The sequence below is a fragment of the Comamonas sp. MYb21 genome, from assembly GCF_037479395.1.
Taxonomy (GTDB): Bacteria; Pseudomonadota; Gammaproteobacteria; order Burkholderiales; family Burkholderiaceae_C; genus Comamonas.
This window is the reverse complement of sequence record NZ_JBBGZC010000005.1, coordinates 1-19613: the sequence shown is the minus strand read 5'-3', so window position 1 is coordinate 19613 and position 19613 is coordinate 1. Positions and strand designations below refer to the sequence as shown.

At 66.5% G+C, this 19613-nt stretch carries 17 protein-coding genes; 12 read left to right on the top strand and 5 right to left on the bottom strand.

From position 1 onward, the window contains the following. Window positions 1-6 precede the first annotated feature (6 nt). From WH367_RS08395 to WH367_RS08385, 3 genes are all read left to right on the top strand, one after another. Window positions 7-1566: a di-heme oxidoreductase family protein gene (locus WH367_RS08395; protein WP_339535447.1), complete on the top strand. Its 1560-nt coding sequence runs from the start codon at window positions 7-9 to the stop codon at window positions 1564-1566. Window positions 1567-1646: 80 nt separating this feature from the next. Beyond that, the gene (locus WH367_RS08390; RefSeq protein WP_339535446.1) at window positions 1647-2732 is read left to right on the top strand and encodes an imelysin family protein; all 1086 of its coding nucleotides are present in this window, start codon (window positions 1647-1649) and stop codon (window positions 2730-2732) included. Window positions 2733-2747: 15 nt separating this feature from the next. After that, window positions 2748-3953, top strand: a complete 1206-nt coding sequence (locus tag WH367_RS08385) for a DUF1513 domain-containing protein (RefSeq protein WP_339535444.1) — start codon at window positions 2748-2750, stop codon at window positions 3951-3953. Window positions 3954-3965: 12 nt separating this feature from the next. On the opposite strand, the gene WH367_RS08380 is transcribed toward WH367_RS08385, so the two are convergent. Next, complete coding sequence (locus WH367_RS08380; protein WP_339535442.1) at window positions 3966-4679, bottom strand: phosphatase PAP2 family protein; 714 nt, start codon at window positions 4677-4679, stop codon at window positions 3966-3968. Window positions 4680-4778: 99 nt separating this feature from the next. Between WH367_RS08380 and WH367_RS08375 the strand changes: the two genes are divergently transcribed. The 9 genes from WH367_RS08375 to WH367_RS08335 all read left to right on the top strand — a co-directional run bounded on the left by WH367_RS08375 (window position 4779) and on the right by WH367_RS08335 (window position 15995). Beyond that, on the top strand, window positions 4779-5480 hold the full coding sequence (locus tag WH367_RS08375) for a response regulator transcription factor (RefSeq protein WP_182344707.1): 702 nt from the start codon (window positions 4779-4781) through the stop codon (window positions 5478-5480). A 2-nt stretch (window positions 5481-5482) separates the two neighbouring features. Continuing rightward, a complete protein-coding gene (locus WH367_RS08370; RefSeq protein WP_339535807.1) occupies window positions 5483-6832 on the top strand; it encodes a histidine kinase dimerization/phospho-acceptor domain-containing protein in 1350 nt (449 codons plus the stop codon). Window positions 6833-6953: 121 nt separating this feature from the next. Continuing rightward, window positions 6954-8018, top strand: a complete 1065-nt coding sequence (gene fba, locus WH367_RS08365) for a class II fructose-bisphosphate aldolase (protein ID WP_021027034.1) — start codon at window positions 6954-6956, stop codon at window positions 8016-8018. A 169-nt stretch (window positions 8019-8187) separates the two neighbouring features. After that, window positions 8188-9588 (top strand): glutathione-disulfide reductase, encoded by a 1401-nt coding sequence (gene gorA / locus WH367_RS08360; RefSeq protein ID WP_339535439.1) that lies wholly within the window; start codon window positions 8188-8190, stop codon window positions 9586-9588. Window positions 9589-9691: 103 nt separating this feature from the next. Further along, window positions 9692-10924 carry a M48 family metallopeptidase gene (locus WH367_RS08355; RefSeq protein WP_339535438.1) on the top strand — a complete coding sequence of 411 codons (1233 nt, stop codon included), beginning with the start codon at window positions 9692-9694 and terminating at the stop codon, window positions 10922-10924. A 175-nt stretch (window positions 10925-11099) separates the two neighbouring features. Then, window positions 11100-11972, top strand: coding sequence for a hypothetical protein (locus tag WH367_RS08350; RefSeq protein ID WP_339516104.1), 873 nt, complete (start codon window positions 11100-11102; stop codon window positions 11970-11972). Window positions 11973-12160: 188 nt separating this feature from the next. Beyond that, complete coding sequence (locus tag WH367_RS08345; protein ID WP_021027038.1) at window positions 12161-13849, top strand: AMP-binding protein; 1689 nt, start codon at window positions 12161-12163, stop codon at window positions 13847-13849. A gap of 103 nt (window positions 13850-13952) precedes the next feature. Beyond that, window positions 13953-14711, top strand: a complete 759-nt coding sequence (locus tag WH367_RS08340; RefSeq protein WP_339535436.1) for a 5'-methylthioadenosine/adenosylhomocysteine nucleosidase — start codon at window positions 13953-13955, stop codon at window positions 14709-14711. An 84-nt stretch (window positions 14712-14795) separates the two neighbouring features. Continuing rightward, the gene (locus WH367_RS08335) at window positions 14796-15995 is read left to right on the top strand and encodes an MFS transporter (protein WP_339535435.1); all 1200 of its coding nucleotides are present in this window, start codon (window positions 14796-14798) and stop codon (window positions 15993-15995) included. Window positions 15996-16010: 15 nt separating this feature from the next. Here WH367_RS08335 and corA read toward each other — a convergent pair whose 3' ends face one another. The 4 genes from corA to tsaB form a co-directional block, all read right to left on the bottom strand. Then, window positions 16011-16997, bottom strand: coding sequence for a magnesium/cobalt transporter CorA (gene corA / locus WH367_RS08330; protein WP_021025633.1), 987 nt, complete (start codon window positions 16995-16997; stop codon window positions 16011-16013). Window positions 16998-17300: 303 nt separating this feature from the next. Continuing rightward, entirely contained in the window at window positions 17301-18161 is an 861-nt protein-coding gene (locus tag WH367_RS08325) for a hypothetical protein (protein WP_339535434.1), read from the bottom strand. After that, complete coding sequence (gene rimI / locus WH367_RS08320; protein ID WP_312986787.1) at window positions 18158-18634, bottom strand: ribosomal protein S18-alanine N-acetyltransferase; 477 nt, start codon at window positions 18632-18634, stop codon at window positions 18158-18160. Before rimI ends, WH367_RS08325 begins: the two co-directional genes overlap by 4 nt. Continuing rightward, entirely contained in the window at window positions 18631-19350 is a 720-nt protein-coding gene (gene tsaB, locus WH367_RS08315; RefSeq protein ID WP_339535432.1) for a tRNA (adenosine(37)-N6)-threonylcarbamoyltransferase complex dimerization subunit type 1 TsaB, read from the bottom strand. Before tsaB ends, rimI begins: the two co-directional genes overlap by 4 nt. Between the last annotated feature and the right edge of the window lie 263 nt (window positions 19351-19613).

Here is a 19613-nt window from a genome sequence, read left to right as displayed (position 1 = left end):
TGCACTATGTCTGTGAAGATGAATGACAAGAAGCCCGGTGGCCGCGTGCAGCGGCTGGCATGGGCAGCAGCGGGTCTGTGCGCGGCCACCGCCCTGGCGGTGGCGCTGCGCCCTGAGGCGAGCGTCGCGCAGACCAGCGCGCCTGCAAAGCCTGCCGAAGCGGCGCCCGCGCAAGACCCCAGCGAGATGACCGGCGGCGACACCACGGTGTTTGCCACCGGCAAGAACGCGTTCTCGTTTCCTTTTGCCTCCCTCGCCGATGAAGAGCGCACGCGCTTTGTCATTGGCAACTCCTTTTTCAAGCGCAACTGGGTGGAGGCACCGGCCTCGACCCGGGCGCGCGATGGCCTGGGCCCGCATTTCATTGCGCGCAGCTGCGGCGGTTGCCACATCATGGACGGGCGCGGTGAGCCGCCCGAGTTCCACCGCACGCTGGGCCCCGATCCCGACCCCACGGTGGCGCTGCTGATCCGCCTGTCGGTGCCCGGCAAGGCCGACCCGCATGCGGGCGTGGTACCCGAGCCGACCTATGGCGACCAGTTCAACAATGCGGCGGTGCAGGGCGTCAAGCCCGAGGGCATTGTGCGCATCCATGGCACGCCCATCCAGGGCCGCTTTGCCGATGGCACGCCCTACGAATTGATCCAGCCCCGCTACGAGCTGACCGACCTGGGCTATGGGCCCATGGCCAAGGATGTGATGATCGGCCCGCGCATTGCGCCCCAGGTGGTGGGTGTGGGCCTGATCGAGGCGATTGCCGAGGCCGACATCCTTGCCAATGTGCGGGAGCAGGCGGCGCTGGCCGGCCCCATCAAGGGCCAGGTCAACCGCGTCTGGGATGCCTATGGCCAGCGCGAGGCGATTGGCCGCTTTGGCTGGAAGGCCAACTCGCCCAGCGTGGCGCACCAGACGGCCAACGCCTTCTCGGGCGACATGGGCATCACCTCGCGCATCTTCCCGAACGAGAACTGCACCCCGGCGCAAAAGGACTGCCTGGCCGCACCGCATGGCGGCGGTCTGGACAAGTCCAGCGCCGGCCGCACAGCGGCCCAGGCGCGCGCCGATGCGCCCGAGATCGATGACAAGACGCTCGACGATGTGATCTTCTACCAGGCCACGCTGGCGCCTGCGGCACGCCGCAACGTCAATGACTCGGCCGTCAAGCTGGGCCAGCGCCTGTTTGCCCAGGCGCAGTGCGCCGTCTGCCACAAGCCCAGCTATGTGACCGGCCCCGGCCCCTTCCCCCGGCTGACGGCCAAGAACATTGCCGGCCAGAAGATCTGGCCCTATACCGATCTGCTGCTGCATGACATGGGCCCGGCGCTGGCCGATGGCCGGCCGGACTTTCTGGCCAACGGCCAGCAGTGGCGCACGCCGCCGCTGTGGGGCATTGGCCTGATCCAGGATGTGAACGGCCACCAGCGCCTGCTGCACGATGGCCGTGCGCGGGGCGTGCTCGAAGCGATCCTCTGGCATGGCGGCGAGGCCGAGCAGGCCAAGCAGCAGGTGCTGAACATGGATGCCGCCGAGCGCGAGGCCTTGGTCAAGTTTGTGGAGTCGCTATGACGCAAGTTGGTTTGAAAACGGGGCCCGTCCAGGCCGCGCAATCCTGGGGCAGAGCTTGCGCTCTGGTTGCCCTGGCCGCCATGGGCAGCGCTGCCCCATTTGCGCAGGCGGCCGACACCCCCATGCCGTACTACACGGCCGCCCAGGCGCTGCAAAGCCTGTATGGCCAGCACCTGCCAGCCCGTGCAGCGGCTTTTACGCTGGCCGCCAATGCGCAGGACCAGGCGCTCGCCAGCTTCTGCGCCGGGCCGGCCGCTGCCGCCAAAACCGCAGCGGCGGAGCTGCGCGGCCAGTGGCAGCGCAGCCATACCGCCTGGCTGCAGCTGTCCACGCCCAGCGTGGGGCCCTTGGTGGAGCGCCGCTCGCTGCGGCAGATTGATTTCACGCCGATCCGCACGGCGCTGATCACCCGCGCCGTCAAAAAAGGCCCGCAGAGCGCTGCCGACATGGAGCTGGTGGGCACGCCCGCCAAGGGCTTTGGCGCGCTGGACTGGCTGCTGAGCCAGGGCCTGCAGCCGGCCAGCCCGGAATGCGCGTTTGCGCTGCAGGTGGCCAAGGCGATCAGCGCCGAGGCCCAAAGCCTGCAAGCGGCGCTGGAGCCCCTGCGCAGCAAGACCTGGAGCGTCGAAGGCTCGGAGAGCGAGCCCGAAGATGTGGCCAGCCCCGGCGCCAAGGAGACCGGCGCGGCGATCGAGGAATGGGTCAACCAGTGGTTGGGCGGCCTGGAGCGCCTGCGCTGGGCGCAGATGGAAAAGCCGATCAAGGTGGTGGGCGGCGGCGGCAAGGCCCCCGCCTTTGCCCGCATTGCGATGGCCGACAACTGGCGCGAGTGGCAGACCCAGTGGCAGGCCCTGCATGCCCAGGCCTTGCTGACCCCGGCGCAGCGCCAGCAGCCGCCCGTGCCCGGCAAGGACCTGATCTCCATCGAGGCACTGCTGCTCAGCAAGGGCCATATCGCCCTGGCCCAGCGCTGGCGCGACGCGATTGGCGTGGTCGATGCCGCCATGCCGGCCTCTGGCAAGCTGCCTGCCAAGGAGGGCGCCCAGGCCAATAGCGAGATTCTGGCGCTCGCTACCAAGCTCAAGGGCATCACGGCGCTGTACCAGGCCGAGGTGGCGCCGGCGCTCGATATTCCACTGGGCTTTAGCGACAGCGATGGCGACTGAGGACAAGCTGTGACCGTGTTATCCACATCCCTGCCCCGGCGCGCGCTGCTGCGCGGGCTGGGCGCATCGGCGATGGGCGCGCTGGGCCTGGCCGAACTGTCGTTTGCCAAAGATGCGGGCAGCACGGCTGGGGTGACCCGGCTGGCAGCCGTCTGGCGCGATGGCCCCAGCGCGATGGCGCAGGACTGGGCCGGTGTGCTCGAAGTGCTGCCCCAAGCCAGCGGCGGCCATGCCTGGCGCATTGCAGCGCGTACCGAGCTGCCCACCCGTGGCCATGGTGTGCAAACGCTGCCGGATGGTCAACTGGTCTTTGCCGCCCGCCGGCCCGGGGATTGGCTGCTGCGCTGGCAGCCCCAGACAGACGCGCTGCAATGGGCCTGGATGCAGGAGGACCGCTGCTTTAACGGCCATGTGGCGCTGGCGGGCGCCGCGACGGCACGGGCCTGGCAGGCCCAGGCGGGCGCAGGCGGCAGCGGGATGCTGTTCACCACTGAAACCGATCTGGAAGACAGCCAGGGCTGCATTGGCCTGCGCGATGCCACGAGCCTGGAGAAACTGGCCGAATGGCGCAGCCATGGCATGGACCCGCATGAGCTGCTGGTGCTGCCCGCCGCGCTGGGCAGCCTGCCGGCCGGCACCTTGGTCGTTGCCAATGGCGGCATCCCCACGCAAAGCGAGACCGGCCGCAGCAAGAAATGGCTGGACAGCATGGACCCATCCCTGGTCGCGCTGCACCCCGCTGACGGCCGCCTGCTGGGCCAGTGGAAGCTGCCCGACCCGCGCCTGTCGATCCGCCACCTGGCCTGGGATGCCGCGCGCCAGCGCCTGGGCATTGCGCTGCAGGCCGAGCATGACGATGCACGGCGCCACAGCGCACCTATCTTTGCCGTCTGGGATGGCCAGCGCCTGCAGCTGGCGCAAGACCAGCCGCCGCTGGCCGGCTACGGCGGCAGTGTGGAATGCGCGCCGCTGGCGCAAGGCGGTTTTGTCGTGAGCTGCCCCAAGTCCGACTGCATGGCCTGGTTTGACGCCCAGGCGCGCTACCTGGGCAGCAGCCCCCAGGGCGATGTCTGCCCCGTGGCCCGCGATGGCGCGCGGCTATGGGCTGGCGGCGGCCACGGGGTGGCCGAACGGACCAGCCGCAGCAGCGACCAAGCGGTGACCGCACTGGATACGGTCACCGGGCTGATGTTTGACAACCACTGGCGGCTGGTCGGCTAAGTCAGCAAGCCTTTAATCCGCAGCCTGGCTGCGGCGGCGTGCCATGCCCATGTCGATAGCCAGGCCCGCCGTCCAGCACAGCCAGGCGGTCCACAAGGTGTGGCTCATGTAGTGGGCGCCGCGCATCTGCTGGCCCAGGCCCAGCAACAGGCCCATCACCAGCGCCACCGCCAGCCACCAGCGCGCGGCGCGCGGTGTGTCACGCGCCAGCGCAAAATAGCCGCCGACAAAGGAAAAGCCCGCGGCCGCATGGCCGGCCGGAAAGCAATGGCCCGCGCCACCATCATGCAGGCCCCAGCACCAGTGCGATACATACTCGGCCACGCCGCCAAAGACCGACAGATCCCAGGGGCAGCTGGTGGCACTGCTGCGCTTGAGGATGGCCACCACCGCGAGAGACGCCAGAATGCTGACGAGCAGCTGCACCCGGCGGGCCGTGGGCAGCTGGCGCAGCACGCCAAAGGGCAGCCAGACCCCCAGGCTCAAGGCCAGCACGACCAACCAGCCGAGGTTGCGCATGCCCTGGTGCATATAGGTGACCAGAAAATGGTCATCGCGCAGCGCAAAGCCCTGGGCCGTGCCCCAGAGCTGGGCCAGCGCCAGGTCCTGGCCCCCGGCATCCCACAGCGCGATCAGCACAAAACTGAGCACCGTGGCCAGCAGCCAGCGGCGGTTGTACAAGGGAGCGCGTGTATCGGCGAACGAGGCAGGGGGGCAGGAAGGCATCTGGCGATGCTGCGGCGGCAGGCTTAAGGCTTTCTTAATGTCCCAGGTGCAGGGCCCAGGCCATAGGCGCAATGACGCAAGTCATGCACAATGCCAGCCATGCGCATACTCATGGTGGAAGACGATGCCGGCATTGCAGAGGGCCTCAAGGCCAATCTGCAGCAGCGCGGCCATGCGGTGGACTGGTGCCCCAGCCTGGCCGAGGCCTGGCGCGCGCTGACGGCCGAGGGCTTTGACGTGGTGCTGCTGGACCTGGGCCTGCCCGATGGCGATGGCTCGCGCCTGTTGCAGCAGCTGCGCAATGCGCCGCCGCCCACGGGCCTGCGCAAGACCCTGCCCGATCCGGCCACGCCGGTCATCGTGCTGACCGCCCGCGACGGCGTGCATGACCGCATCGAAAACCTGGACCTGGGCGCCGATGACTACCTCTCCAAGCCCTTTGATGCCGAAGAGCTGCAGGCCCGGCTGCGTGCGCTGCTGCGCCGCGCCGCTGGCCGCGCCAATCCGCTGATCCACTACCGTGATCTGGTGCTGGATCCGGCCTTGCACCAGGTGCGCCTGGGGGGCGAAGGCGTCGAGCTCTCGCCCCGGGCCTACACCATCTTGCTGATCCTGCTGCAGGCCCATGGCCGGGTGCTGTCGCGCCAGCAGCTCGAAGAAAAGCTCTACAGTTTTGATGCCTCGGTCGAGAGCAATGCAGTGGAGGTGCATATCCACCACCTGCGCAAAAAGCTGGGTGCCGACTACATCCTGACCATGCGCGGTGTGGGCTACTTCATGCCCCAGGACCAGGCCTCGTGAACCTGGCGGCCAAGCCCCAGCGCCTGCCCCAGCTGCGCACCCGGCTGCTGGTCTGGATTCTGGCGGCGCTGGTCATCGTCTGGGCCAGTTTTGTTTACTGGGCCTACCAGACCGGCATTGAAGAGGCCGATGAGCTGACCGACGGGCACCTGGCCGGCGTCGCTGCGCTGGTCCTCAATATCCCCTCCAACGCGCAGACCCCGCCGGGCCTGCCGACCGAGCGCGTGCCGCTGCCAGGCCTGCATGCGCATGACTACCAGCAGTCGATGAGCCTGCAGGTCTGGAGCGCCGAGGGCGATCTGGTGCTCAATGTCGGCAGCGCGCCGCGCCTGCATTTTGCCGATGGGCGCAGTGGCTTTTTTGATGCCCAGCTGGGCCCCAAGCACGAGGTCTGGCGCACCTTCACGCAGTGGAACACCGAGCACACGCGCAAGGTGGCCGTGCTGGTCAACCTGCAAGAGCGCGATGACTTGGCCGATGACATTGCCGGGCAGATGATTCTGCCCGGGCTGTGGCTGCTGCCGGTAGTCACCCTGGTGCTGGGGCTGACGATACGTGCCGGCCTCAAGCCCCTGACCCAGCTCTCGCGCGATGTCGAGCAGCTCGAGCCCGAGCAGGGCCAGCGCCTGTCCACCGGCCACAACTGGCAGGAGTTCCGGGCGGTGACCCTGGCGTTCAACCGCCTGCTGGACCGCAATGACGAGGCGATGGAGCGCGAGCGCACCTTGGCCAACCAGGTGGCGCATGAGCTGCGCACGCCGCTGGCCTCGATCAGCCTGCATGCGCAGTCGCTGCAAGGCGGGCTGGACCCCGCCCAACAGGCCCAGGCGGTGCAACGCCTGCATGCCGATGCGCTGCGCGCAGGCCATGTGCTCAACCAGATTCTGGCCTTGGCCCGCAGCAGCCGTGTGGCGCTGACCCAGCAGGCCGCGCCGGTCGATCTGGCGCAGCTGGCGCGCAACGTGGGCGCCGAATATGCCCAGGCGGCCTGGCGGCGCGGGGGCAGTGTGGCGGTGGAAATGCCCGAGCAACTGTGGGTGAAAGGCCACGCCGTGCTGCTGGAGGTGGCCGTGCGTAATCTGGTCGAGAACGCGCTGCGCCACACCCCCGAGGGCACGCAAATCGAGGTGCAGGGCGGCAGCGATGGAGGCCAGTGCTGGCTGCAGGTCTGTGACGATGGCGGCCGCCTGCAGGAGACGGCCCTGCCCGAGCCGGTGGACAGCCTGCAGCTGGGCCACCAGATTGTGCAGCGCATCATGGCTTTGCACGGGGGCGCTTTCGGGCAGCCGCAGGCGCTCGCACCCTATACCACTTGCTACCGCCTCAGTATGCCTCTCGCCCAGATGGCCTGAGCTTGCTAAAATAGGCAGTTACCAAGCGGTTACCATGCCGCAAATATGAATCCAGGGTGTTGACGCGGCTGCTGTGGCCGCTGCAGCACTCTTTCTTTGCATTAGAACGGACCCGACCACCATGCCTTTGATCTCGATGCGCGAAATGCTCGACCATGCCGCCGAAAATGGCTACGGCATCCCTGCCTTTAACGTCAACAACCTGGAACAAGTCCAGGCCGTGATGGCGGCGGCAGACGAAGTCGGCGCGCCCGTGATCCTGCAGGCCAGCGCTGGCGCGCGCAAGTACGCCGGTGAGCCCTTCATCAAGCACCTGATCCAGGCCGCAGCCGAGATGTACCCGCACATCCCGCTGGTGATGCACCAGGACCACGGCACCACGCCGGAGATCTGCCAGGGCGCGCTGAACCTGGGCTTTGGCTCGGTGATGATGGACGGCTCGCTGATGAGCGACGGCAAGACCCCTTCGTCCTTCGACTACAACGTCGATGTGACCCAGAAGGTCGTCGCGATGGCCCACCAGATCGGTGCCACCGTGGAAGGTGAACTGGGCTGCCTGGGCAACCTGGAAACCGGTGAAGCCGGCGAAGAAGACGGCATTGGCGCCGAAGGCAAGCTGGACCACAGCCAGATGCTGACCGACCCCGAAGAGGCAGCCGTGTTCGTCAAGGCCACGCAGCTGGACGCGCTGGCGATTGCCATCGGCACCAGCCACGGCGCCTACAAGTTCAGCCGCAAGCCCACGGGCGACATCCTGGCGATCTCGCGCGTCAAGGAAATCCATGCCCGCATCCCCAACACCCACCTGGTGATGCATGGCTCCTCGTCGGTGCCCCAGGAGCTGCTGGCCATCATCAACCAGTACGGCGGCAAGATGAAGGAAACCTACGGCGTACCCGTCGAAGAGATCCAGGAAGCCATCAAGTACGGCGTGCGCAAGATCAACATCGACACCGACATCCGTCTGGCGATGACCGGCGCGGTGCGCAAGTTCCTGGCTGAGAACCCCGACAAGTTCGACGCCCGCGAATGGCTCAAGCCCGCCCGTGAAGCCGCCAAGCAAGTCTGCAAGGCCCGCTACATCGAGTTCGGCTGCGAAGGCCAGGGCGGCAAGATCAAGGGCTACAGCCTGGAGCAAATGGCCAAGAAGTACAGCGCCGGCGACCTGGCCCAGCTGGTCAAGTAAATCTGCCTGCCCTGCCAGTGCCTTTGGGCGCTGGCCTCCAAAGCCTGCAATCGCACCCGCATTGCAGGCTTTTGCTTTGGGCCTACGCGATGCGGCGATAACCGCACACGCGCACTGCGCCCGGTGTTTTTGCACAATGCCTTGCATAGCAAACAAAGGAGCGCAAAGCATGCAGACAAGCCATTCCTGGGATCTGGATCTGGTGGTGATTGGCGGCGGATCGGGCGGCGTGCGGGCCGCACGCATGGCGGCAGCACGGGGCGCCAAGGTGGCGGTGGTGGAGTCCAAGGCCATGGGCGGCACTTGCGTCAACGTCGGCTGCATCCCCAAAAAGCTCTACAGCTATGCGGCCGGCTATGCCGAGGCCTTTGCAGAGGCGCGCGGTTACGGCTGGCAAATGCCCGAGGCGATTGCGCTGGACTGGCAGGCGCTCAAAGCGGCGCGCGCGCAGGAGATCTCCCGGCTCAATGGCATCTACGAGGGCCTGATGCGCAACGCGAATGTGGAGCGCATTGCTGGGCAGGGGCGGCTCGCCGATGCCCACACCGTGGTCGTCTCTGCCGATGGCACCGATGTGCGCACCTTGACCGCGGCCCATATCCTGATCGCCACCGGTGGCACGCCGGTGCGCCCCGATCTGCCGGGCAGCGCGCATGTGATCGTCTCCGACGAGATGTTTGACCTGGCCGAGCTGCCGCGCCGCCTGGTGGTGGTGGGAGGCGGCTATATCGGCTGCGAGATGGCCAGCATCTTCCATGGCCTGGGCGTGCAGGTGAGCCTGCTGCACCGGGGTGACCAGATCCTGCGCGGCTTTGACGACGAGGTGCGCAGCTTTGTCGCCGAGGAAATCCGCAAGAGCGGCGTGGACCTGCGCCTGAAGACCGAAGTGAAAGAGATCAGCTGCGATGCGGCCAGCGGCGAGCGCACATTGACCTTGGCCGATGGGTCACAGCTGAAGGCCGACCAGGTGCTGTATGCCACCGGCCGCAAGGCCAACGTGGCCGGCCTGGGGCTGGAGGCGCTGGGCATTGCGCTGGACAAGAGCGGCGCCATCGTCGTCGATGCGCAGTTGGCCACCGCCCAGCCCAGCGTGCATGCACTGGGCGATGTGGTGGGGCGCATGGAGCTGACGCCAGTGGCGCTGGCCGAAGCGATGGCCTGGGTGGACCATATCTGGGGCCCCGAGGCCGGCAAGGCCGCGCGCGTGATGGACTACGACAATATTCCGACGGCAGTGTTCACCCATCCACAGATCGGCACCGTGGGCCTGACCGAGGCCCAGGCCCGCGAGCGCCATGGCGCGGTGCGCATCTACCGCAGTGATTTCAAACCGCTGCGCCACACCCTGTCGGGCCGCAGCGAGCGCTGCCTGGTCAAGCTGGTCGTCGATGACGCCAGCGACAAGGTGCTGGGCCTGCATGTGGTGGGCGCCGATGCGGCCGAGATCACCCAGGGCTTTGCAGTGGCGATCAAGGCTGGTGCCACCAAGGCGCTGTTTGACCAGACGATTGGCATCCATCCGACGATGGCCGAAGAGCTGGTCACCTTGCGCGAAGTAAGCCGCATGTAAGCAACAGAACGCGGTAGTTGCTGCTTTGCAACATCTTATAAATTCTCTCTATAAAGCTCGCGTGTCTCGGGCATGATACGCGCTCTTTACAGAGGAGATACATATGAAGGAGTGGGTGTATCCGCGTGAGCGGACACTGGGCGCCATCACCCTGGTTCTGGGTCTGCTGGCATGGTTGCTGATCTTGTTGCTGACCCTGGGCACGGTGCTGATCTACCTGCTCATCGGTTTCATTTTTTATCTCTTTGCCCAATCCGCCTTGATTGCCTGGCTGCGTGGCACCGCCGTGCGGCTGTCGGACGAGCAGTTCCCCGAGCTCTACCTGCAGTACCTGCAGTGCTGCAAAAAGCTGGAGCTGGTCGACCCGCCCGAGGCCTATTTGCTGCAAGGCGATGGCCTGATGAATGCCTTTGCCACCCGCTTTCTGGGCCGCAACTTTGTCATTGTGCTGAGCGACACGGTGGATGCGATGCGCGCGCTGCCCGATGGCATCAACTTCTACTTTGGCCATGAGCTGGGCCACATCAAGCAAGGCCATTTGACCGGCCATTTCTGGCGCATGCCGGTGCTGTGGCTGCCGCTGATTGGCGCGGCCTATGCGCGCGCCCAGGAATACACCTGTGACCTGCATGGCCGCGCCTGCTGCGAAGGCTCGGAATCGGCCGGCCGCGCGCTGTCGGTGCTGGCCGCTGGCGCGCAGAAGTGGAAGACCATCAACCTGGTGCAGTATGCGCGCCAGACCATGACGAACCGGGGCTTCTTCCCCGATCTGCATGAGCTGCTGGGCGGCTACCCCTGGCTGACCAAGCGCGTGGCGCGCATGATCAGCCCCGGCATCAAGATGCCGGGCCGCAACCCCTTCTCTTACCTGTTTGCGCTGTTTGTGCCCTATGGCGGCCGGGCCGGTGGCGGGGCCGTGGGCTTGCTGATGGTGATCGCGATCATCGGTATCGCGGCCGCCGTCGCGATCCCGGCGCTCAAGGGGGGAGCCGGGGGCGGTGCCTTCAGCCAGATGCTGATGCAGGGCATGCAGTCGCAAAAGGGCAAGGAGGCCTTCGAGAAGGAATGGACCCAGGCCGAGCCGGTGCGCCAGGCGCTGTCGCGCTACTACCAGACCTATGAAGAAGTGCCGGATTCACTGGCCGATGCGGGTGTGTCGCCGGAGCAGGAAGGCCGGCTGATGTATGACAGCGACGATATGTCGCTGACTGCGCTGACTATCCATGGCCAGTTGCAAATGCAGCCCATGCAGGGCGAGGGCGGCAAGGTGCTCTGGCATTGCAGCGCTGATGGTGCGGCGCAACAGTATCTGCCAGCCAGCTGCCAGAGTAAGTGAAGCATTTAGATACATTCACGGCCAAAGTCTCCTGATTCAGCCCGGCGGCCTCGGACAGAATCCGCAACGGCCTAGAACAGAATCCGCAAGGGCCTTGCTATGATGCAGGGCTTGGCGGTGTGGCACAGGCCACGCACTGTCTGTTGGCCGCCGCTACTGTTTTCAGGATCCGTCTATGTCTTTTTCCGCTGCCCGTTCTCTGTCCTGGCTGGGGTGTGCCGCCGCAGCCGTGGTGCTGAGCGCCTGCGCGCCGCTGCCGTCGAATGTGGAGCCGGTGGGCCGCACCTTGGTGTCGATGGACCAAAACACCGATCTGCGCTGGACCTACTGGGGCACGGACAGCGAGGTGCTCGATGTGCTGCCCGAAGACCTGGCCAAGGACAAGCCGCTGCAGGCCAAGCTCTGGCAGATGCGCACCAAGCTGGGCGAACTGGTGGGCGTGATGTCGCTGCGCTCCAGCGTCGATGACCTGAACAACAAGAACACCGTCTGGACCCAGGACTGCCCCAAGCAAAAGGGCGTGCTGGTCGAGCGCACCCAGGGCCTGAACATTGGCCGCGTGGACTGCCTGCGCATCAAGCGCACCGCCAACAGCAGCGACTGGCTGGCCCAGAACGATGCGGCCATGGCGGGCCGGCTGGAGGCGGCCGGTGTCTACTTTGCGCGCCCGGTGGCCTATGTGTCCTACCAGTTCACCACCAGCAATGGCGGCTATGTCGAAGCACAGGTGCTGGTGGACCAGCGCCTGGTGCGCCCGCCGATCCGCAGCAGTGTCGACTTTCTGGCCGCCGGCCGCTCGCTGGACCACTGGGCCCAGGACCTGGCGCGTTCCATGCGTGAGAGCACCGGCTACTTCAACGGCGTGCTGACCGTGCCACCGTTCCCCTACGAGATCGACCAGCAGCCCTACTACGAGACCAAGCAGGACGACTCCGATGTGCTGTTTGGCAAGGAAAAGCCCAACCCCCAGGCCGCCGAAGAGAAAGCAGCTTCGGTGGTTGCGCCGGCAGGGGCGGCACCTGCAGGGGCCGCAGCCGCCAAGCGCTGATCGCGTCCCTCGCCCAGCAACCGCCATGACCTCGGTCATGGCTTTTTTTTTGCTTTTTTACGGGTATATCCAGACTTGGAATGGGCGCAGAATTTGCACAATAGGGCGAGATCGAACAACATGGCTCAGCAGCGGGCTGTGCGCACAGGGCGCCGGCACCCGCTGTATGACCGACAGGAGACTTGTGCATGACCGAACGCCCATGGCTGGCCGCTTACCCACCCGAGATCCCCGAGGACATTGACCCTGAGCGCATTCCGACCTTGGTGCAGTTGCTCAACCAGGCCTTTATCCAGTATGCCGACCGCACGGCGCTGCACTTCATGGGGGCGCGCTTCAGCTACCGCCAGCTCGACGACTACAGCGTGGCGCTGGCTGCCTACCTGCAGACCCTGCCGCTGGCCAAGGGCGACCGCGTGGCGCTGATGATGCCCAATGTGCCGCAGTACGCGGTGGCCGTCGCAGCCGTGCTGCGCGCCGGGCTGGTCGTGGTCAACGTCAACCCGCTCTACACCGCCTCGGAGCTGGACCACCAGCTCAAGGACAGCGGTGCCAAGGTGATGATCGTGCTGGAGAACTTTGGCGCCACCGTGCAGAACTGCGCAGCGCACCGCCAGCTCGACCAGATCATCGTCTGCAGCATGGGCGATTGCCTGGGCCTGATCAAGGGCAGCATCGTCAACTATGTGGTGCGCCACAGCAAGAAGCTGGTCGCGCCGTTCACCCTGGAGCGCAGCATCCGCTACCCCGATGCGATCAGCCAGGGCGAGCGCCACACGTTCTCGCCGGTGGACATCGGGCCCGACGACATGGCCGCGCTGCAGTACACCGGCGGTACCACCGGCGTGGCCAAGGGCGCCGTGCTGCTGCACCGCAACCTGGGCGCCAATGTGATGCAGGTGCAGGCCTGGTATGGGCCGGCGCTCAAGACCATTCCGCAAGGCGAGCAGCCGCTGTGCGTCTGCGCGCTGCCGCTCTACCATATCTTCGCGTTCACGGTCTGTTTTCTGCTGTCCATGCGCCTGGGCCACCAGGTGCTGCTGATCCCCAACCCGCGCGACATGAAGGCGGTGCTGGGCGAGCTGGGCAAGTACGAGTTCCACACCCTGCCAGCGGTCAACACCTTGTTCAACGGCCTGATGAGCCACCCCGATTTCGACAAGGTGAACTGGAAGAACCTGCGCGTGGTCGTGGGCGGCGGCGCGGCCGTGCAGTCGGCCGTGGCCGAGCGCTGGCTGCAGCGCACCGGCCAGCCCATCGTCGAGGGCTATGGCCTGTCCGAGACCAGCCCGGTGGCCAGCTGCAACTTTGTCGGCACCGGCCAGAAGGCCTCGGGCTCGATCGGCTACCCGATGCCGGGCACCGACATGGCCATCCTCGACGATGCCGGCGAGCCGGTGGCGCAGGGCGAGCGCGGCGAGGTCTGCATACGCGGGCCGCAGGTGATGGCCGGCTACTGGCAGCGCCCGGACGAGACCGCCAAGTCCATGACCGAGGACCAGTTCTTCCGTTCGGGCGACATCGGCATCATGGAGCCCGACGGCATGTTCCGCATCGTTGACCGCAAGAAGGACATGGTGCTGGTGAGCGGCTTCAACGTCTACCCCAATGAGGTCGAAGACGTGGCCGCGTCCTTCCCCGGTGTGGCCGAATGCGCGGTGGTGGGCGTGCCCGATGAGAAGACTGGCGAGGCCATCAAGCTGGTGGTCGTGCGCAAGTCGGCCGATGTGACCGAGGCGCAGCTGCGCGCCCACTGCGCCGAGCACCTGACTGGCTACAAGCGGCCCAAGTACATCGAGTTCCGCGACAACCTGCCCAAGACCCCGGTGGGCAAGATCCTGCGGCGCGAGCTGCGCGACGAAACCACCAAGGCCTGAGCAGGGCGGCGGCGCTGAGCTATAGCGTCCTCACCGCCAACCCACCCGGCAAAGCGGAGATTGCAGCGACAATCTCCGCTTTGCTGTTTTTTGGGATTCCCACGTGACCCTTGCCATTCTCAGCGCCCTTCCCGAGGAGCAGGCCGGCATTGCCGCGCTGCTGGCGGAGGCCCGCACCAGCGACTATGCCGGCCGCCGCTATACCTGCGGCCAGCTGCACGGCCATACGGTGGTGCTGGCGCTGTCGGGCATTGGCAAGGTGGCGGCGGCCAGCACGGCCGCCACCCTGATCGAGCGCTTTGGCGCACGCGGCATCGTGTTTACCGGCGTGGCCGGCGGCCTGGGCGCGGGCGTGCAGCTGGGCGATGTGGTCGTGGCCAGCAGCTATGCGCAGCACGACATGGATGCCTCGCCGATCTTTGCGCGCTACGAGGTGCCGGGCTATGGCCGCGCGCGCTTTGACTGCGACGCCGCCTTGAGCGCGCAGCTGGCCATGGCCGTGCAGCAGTGCCTGGCCGGGGGCGCTGCAGCCTGGACGGCCGAGCTGGGCCTGCCCGCGCCGCAGATGCACCAGGGCCTGGTCGTCAGCGGCGACCGCTTTGTCAGCAGCGCCGCCGAAGTGCAGGCGCTGCGCAGCGGCTTGCAGGCCGCAGGCATGGAGGCGCTGGCCGTCGAGATGGAAGGCGCCGCCGTCGCCCAGGTCTGCGCCGACCATGGCCTGCCCTTTGCGGCCATGCGCAGCATCTCTGACCGGGCCGATGACAGCGCGCACCTGGACTTTCCGCGCTTTATCAACACCATCTCCAGCCGCTACGCGCAGCACATCATCGGCAGCCTGGTACGGAGCTTGCCCAGCCGTTAGACGTCTGCCCGGTAGCGCGGGTGACTGTGCACTGCGGCAAGCCTCGTCACAATGGCGCGCTGCCTTGATGCGCTGTTGCCGACCATGCCCCTTTTTTCCGCCCACTCCTTTGCGCCCGGCCAGGTGCTGACCACCTGCAAGCTGGGCCTGGGGCAGATGCTGTCCTGGGGCTCGGCCTTTTACCTGCCCGCCATCCTGGCCGGCGCGATGGGCGAGAGTCTGGGCATAGCGCCATCGCGCATCTTTGCGGCGTTCTCCGTGGCGCTGCTGATGATGGCGCTTACCGGCCCGGTGGCGGGGCGGCTGATTGACCGCTGGGGCGGGCGGCCGCTTCTGATGGCCACCAATGTGCTGTTTGCGCTGGGCTTGGCGCTGCTGTCGCAGGTGCAGACCCAGGGCCAGCTGTTTGCGGTCTGGTGGTTGCTGGGGCTGGCGATGGGGGCGGGCCTGTACGAGGCGGCCTTTGCCACCTCGGTGCGCCTGTATGGCAAGGCCGCGCGCGGCAGCATTGTCGGCATCACCTTGTTTGGCGGCTTTGCCAGCACCCTGAGCTGGCCGCTCACCACCTGGCTGCTGCACAGCTGGGGCTGGCGCGAGGCTTGCCTGGTCTGGGCGGCGGTGCAGCTCTTGGTGCTGCTGCCGCTGCATGCCAGCTTGCCCCATGCAGCGGCTCGCGCCCGTACCGATGCGGCAGCCGCCCCAGCGGGCGTGCCTGCAGCGCCTGCTGCTGCGCTGCGAGGCCAGTGGCTTAGCCTGGTCTTGCTGGCGCTGACCTTTGCCGCCATCTGGTTCATCGGCACCTCGATGATGTCGCACCTGCCGCGCCTGCTGGTGGTCAGCGGCGCCACGGCGACGGCGGCGGTGGCTGCGGCGGCGCTGGTGGGCCCGGCCCAGGTGGCCAGCCGCATTGCCGACTATGTTTTTCTGCGCCGCGCCCATCCGCTGTGGTCGGCGCGCATTGCCGTCATGGCCTACCCCGTGGCGGCGCTGGCGTTGGCGCTGTTGGGCGCCTCGGGCGCCTGGGTCTATGCGCTGGCCTTTGGCCTGGGCAACGGCATCATGACCGTGGTGATCGGCACCTTGCCGCTGGCCATGTTTGGTGCGCAAGGCTATGGCCAGCGCCAGGGCCTGCTGATGGTGCCCGCCCGCATGACCCAGGCCAGCGCCCCTTTTCTGTTTGGCCTGGCGCTGGAGCAGTGGCAGCTGGGTGCGCTGTGGGTGCTGATGCTGGCCGCATCGATTGCCGGCACGGCGCTGTGGTGCCTGCGGCCCAAGCAGGTGTAGTGGGCGCTGCCGTGCTTACTTGAGCCAGCCGCGCTTGCGGAAGTACAGCATCGGTATCAGCGCGCTGCCCACCATCAGCGCAATGCCGTAGGCATAGCCGTATTGCCAGTCGATTTCGGGCATGTACTTGAAGTTCATGCCGTAGACGCTGGCGATCAAGGTGGGCGGCAGCAGCGCCACGCTGGCCACCGAGAAGATCTTGATGATCTTGTTCTGGTTGATGTTGATGAAACCGACCGTCGCATCCATCAAGAAGTTGATCTTGTCAAAGAGGAAGGCGGTGTGGTTGTCCAGCGATTCGATGTCGCGCAGGATCTGGCGCGCGTCCTCGAACTGGTCGGAGTTGAGCATCTTGCTGCGCATGACAAAGCTCACCGCGCGGCGGGTGTCCATCACATTGCGGCGAATGCGGCCGTTCAAGTCTTCCTGGCGGGCGATGGCCGAGAGCACTTCACTCGCGTGGGTGTCGGTCACATTGCCGGCCAGCACCTGGGTGCTGACTTTTTCCAGGTCGTCGTAGATGCCTTCAAGCGTGTCGGCCGAGTACTCGGCGTCGGCGTCAAACAGCTTGAGCAGCACGTCCTTGCTGTCCTCGATCAGGCCCGGTGCACGGCGGGCGCGCAGGCGCAGCAGGCGGAACACCGGCACATCCTCATCGTGGATGGAAAACAGCACGCCATAGCTTTTGAGCGCAGCATTGTGCAGGTTCATGATGAAGGCCACACGCACGCTGCGCGGGTCGTCTTCGTCATCGATCAGGAAGTCGCTGCGGATGTGCAGGTCGCCGTTGTCTTCCTCGTAGAAGCGGGCCGATTCCTCAATGTCCTGGTCCATCGCGTCTTCGGGGATGGACAGGCCATAGTGCTGCTTGATCCAGCGCTTTTCTTCGAGGGTGGGGGATTCGAGGTCAACCCAGATAGGCTGAAAACGGGCCAGGTCCTGGAGAGACTCGATCTCTTCCTGCACCAGACGGCCATTGGCAAGCGTAAAGATGTTGAGCATGGGCTCACTTCCTTGTTGTTAGTGGTCTGCAAAAGGGGGCGGGGGGCGCTTCCGACCCTTGTGCAGCCATGTGCTTGCCAGGGTGGAAGCTACCAACTAGGGTAGGGATCCAAGGAGAGACTCCGGTTTGTGAATGGGCGCCATTATGGCATTCCCGCATCCGCTGCGCATGACGATGCGCTTTGTCCGCGCGCAGCGTTGTCAACGCCCCACGCCACAGGCTGTCAGTGGGCGCCTACACTCACCAAATGGCGGCTATTTGGCGGCCAAATGGCGGCAGATTGGCAGGTTTGTGAAGAAAAATTAACGCCCGGCCTGGGCCAGCGCAAAGCACAGATCGGCCCAGGTTGCTGCCTTGGCCAGGGGGGTGCGCAGCAGGTGGCTGGGGTCGTAGCTGACCACAGCGGGCAGCTGGCTGCCGCCCAGTTGGTGCAGTTGCTGGCGCAGGCTGGAGAAGGGCTGGTCGCCCGGCATCAGGTGGCGCACCGCTGGCAGGCCCAGCAGCAGGGCCATGGCGGGCTGGCATTCCTGCACCAGCGCCTCGATGCTGTAGCTGGGCAGGCCGTCGTCGCCTTCCTGGTTGGCGGGGATGCGGGCCAGCGGCACCCAGTAGACGGGGGCATCGGTCAGCCGCATGGCGCGCAGCATCTGCAGCAGCAACTGGCAGGCTTCGCCTTGCTGGGGCGCGCCCTCGGGCAGCTCGGCCACCACCAGCCAGGCCGGCTGGGTGGGGGGCACGGCGGGCTGCTGCTTGCCTTGCAGATCGAGCAGGACCGGTGCGCGCAGTGCAAAGCGCACGCGCGGAAAACCAGCGGGCAGCGGCTGTGGAGATGTGGGGCGTGCAGCTGCTGCAGGCGCTGGCGTTGGCTCAATAGCGGCAGCGGGCGCGGCCGTTTCTGGGAGCGCAGCAGCCGGCATTGCCGCTGGAGCGGGTGCAACAGTAGGTGCAACAACTGCTGTAGTCGCAGCTGCAGCCGCTGCCGTGGGCACAACAGCTGGGGCAGGCACCGCCTCCGCGCGCGATGGCGGTGCAGCCACTGGCGCAGGAGCGGAAGATGTCTCAGGCGCCGCCTGGGCGGCAGGCGCGGGCGATTCGGGCCACCACAGCGGGTGGCCCATCTCTTGCAGCATGGCGCGTTGGCGGGCGTCCAGGTTCAGGCTCATGGGGTGGTAGGCAGCAGATAACGCATGACCATGGCGTCCTCGCGTTCGACATGGGATACCGGATAGTAGCGCTTTCGCAGCCCTACCGATTCAAATCCAAAGGCCAGGTAGATCTGCTGGGCGCGCAGATTGCTGATGCGCACCTCCAGCCAGATCGCCTGCGCGCGCGCACTGACGGCCCAGCTGCGCAGCTGATCGAGCAGCACCTTGGCCCAGCCCTGGCGCTGGTGGCGCGGGTTGACGGTGATGTTGAGCAGGTGCAGCTCGTCGACGCCCTGCATCGCAATAAAGTAGCCGATCAGCTCCTCGCCGGCCCAGAGCAGCTGCATCGCATAGCCCATCGCCATCGAGTCGATGAAGTTGCCGCGCGTCCAGGGGTGGCTGTAGCACTGGTTCTCCACGGCCAGCAGTGCATCCAGGTCATCAATGCGCAGCGCGGACCAGCGCAGCTGGGGCGTGGCAGGCAGGCTCATGGCGCCGTGCCTGGGCTGCCAGCGGCCTGGGCCAGCTTTTCCGCTTCGCGCTCGGCCGTGGTCTTGGCGACCTTGTCGCGGATATAGAGCGGCAGCGCATCCTGCGCAGCGACTGCCTGGCCTTGTGCCAGCAGGTAGGGCGCCAGGCTCAGCAAGGCCTGGGCCGTGGGCATGGCCTGCAGATGGGTGGCGCCGGGCGCCAGGCGCTCGCCATAAATGGCCTGGGCATTGCCGGCCACGACAAAGCCCGCGGGCACCTGCACATGCTGCGGCGGGCAGACCTGCAGATCGCCCAAGGTCTGCCAGTGGCCATCCACATACTGGTAGACGGCGTTGTAGACCTCGTCCATGCGGGCATCGAGGCAGGCCAGCACCTGGGTGCAGCCGTATTGCAGGCGGGCCTCTTCGGCCACGGTCATCAAGGTATCGACGGGCAGCACCGGCACGCCCTGGCCGCCCTTGGCCACAAAGGCCAGGCCCTGGGCAATGGCGCAGGCGGTGCGCAGCCCGGTGAACGAGCCCGGGCCCCGGCCAAACACAATCGCGTCCAGCGCATCAAAGCCCAGGCCCGCATCGGCCATCAGGCCGCGCAGCGCCGGCAGCAGCTGGCTGGAGGTGTGCTGGCCACCGGCACCGCTGTGCAGCCAGCGCTGGTCATCCCGTGCGGTGGCAATAAAGAGGGTGTCGGTACTGGATTCGAGGGCAAGCAGATTCATGGGGTAGGGCGCGCACGGGCGCTATGCTGGCGCCCGGTTTCAGCCCCTGTAGAGGGGTGGCAACTCGCCATTATCGGGGCAAAGCCAAGGCTGCATGCCGGGCTTGGGCATAGCCGCTAGACTGCTGCCCATGCAACAGATTTCTCCGATGGCGCCCCTTTCTCTGTCCCTGGCGCGGCTGAGCGCTGGCCTGCCTGGCAGCAGCGGCCGCTGGCTGCTGCCGGTCGCGATTGCGCTGAGCCAGGTGGCCTGCGCGCAGACGC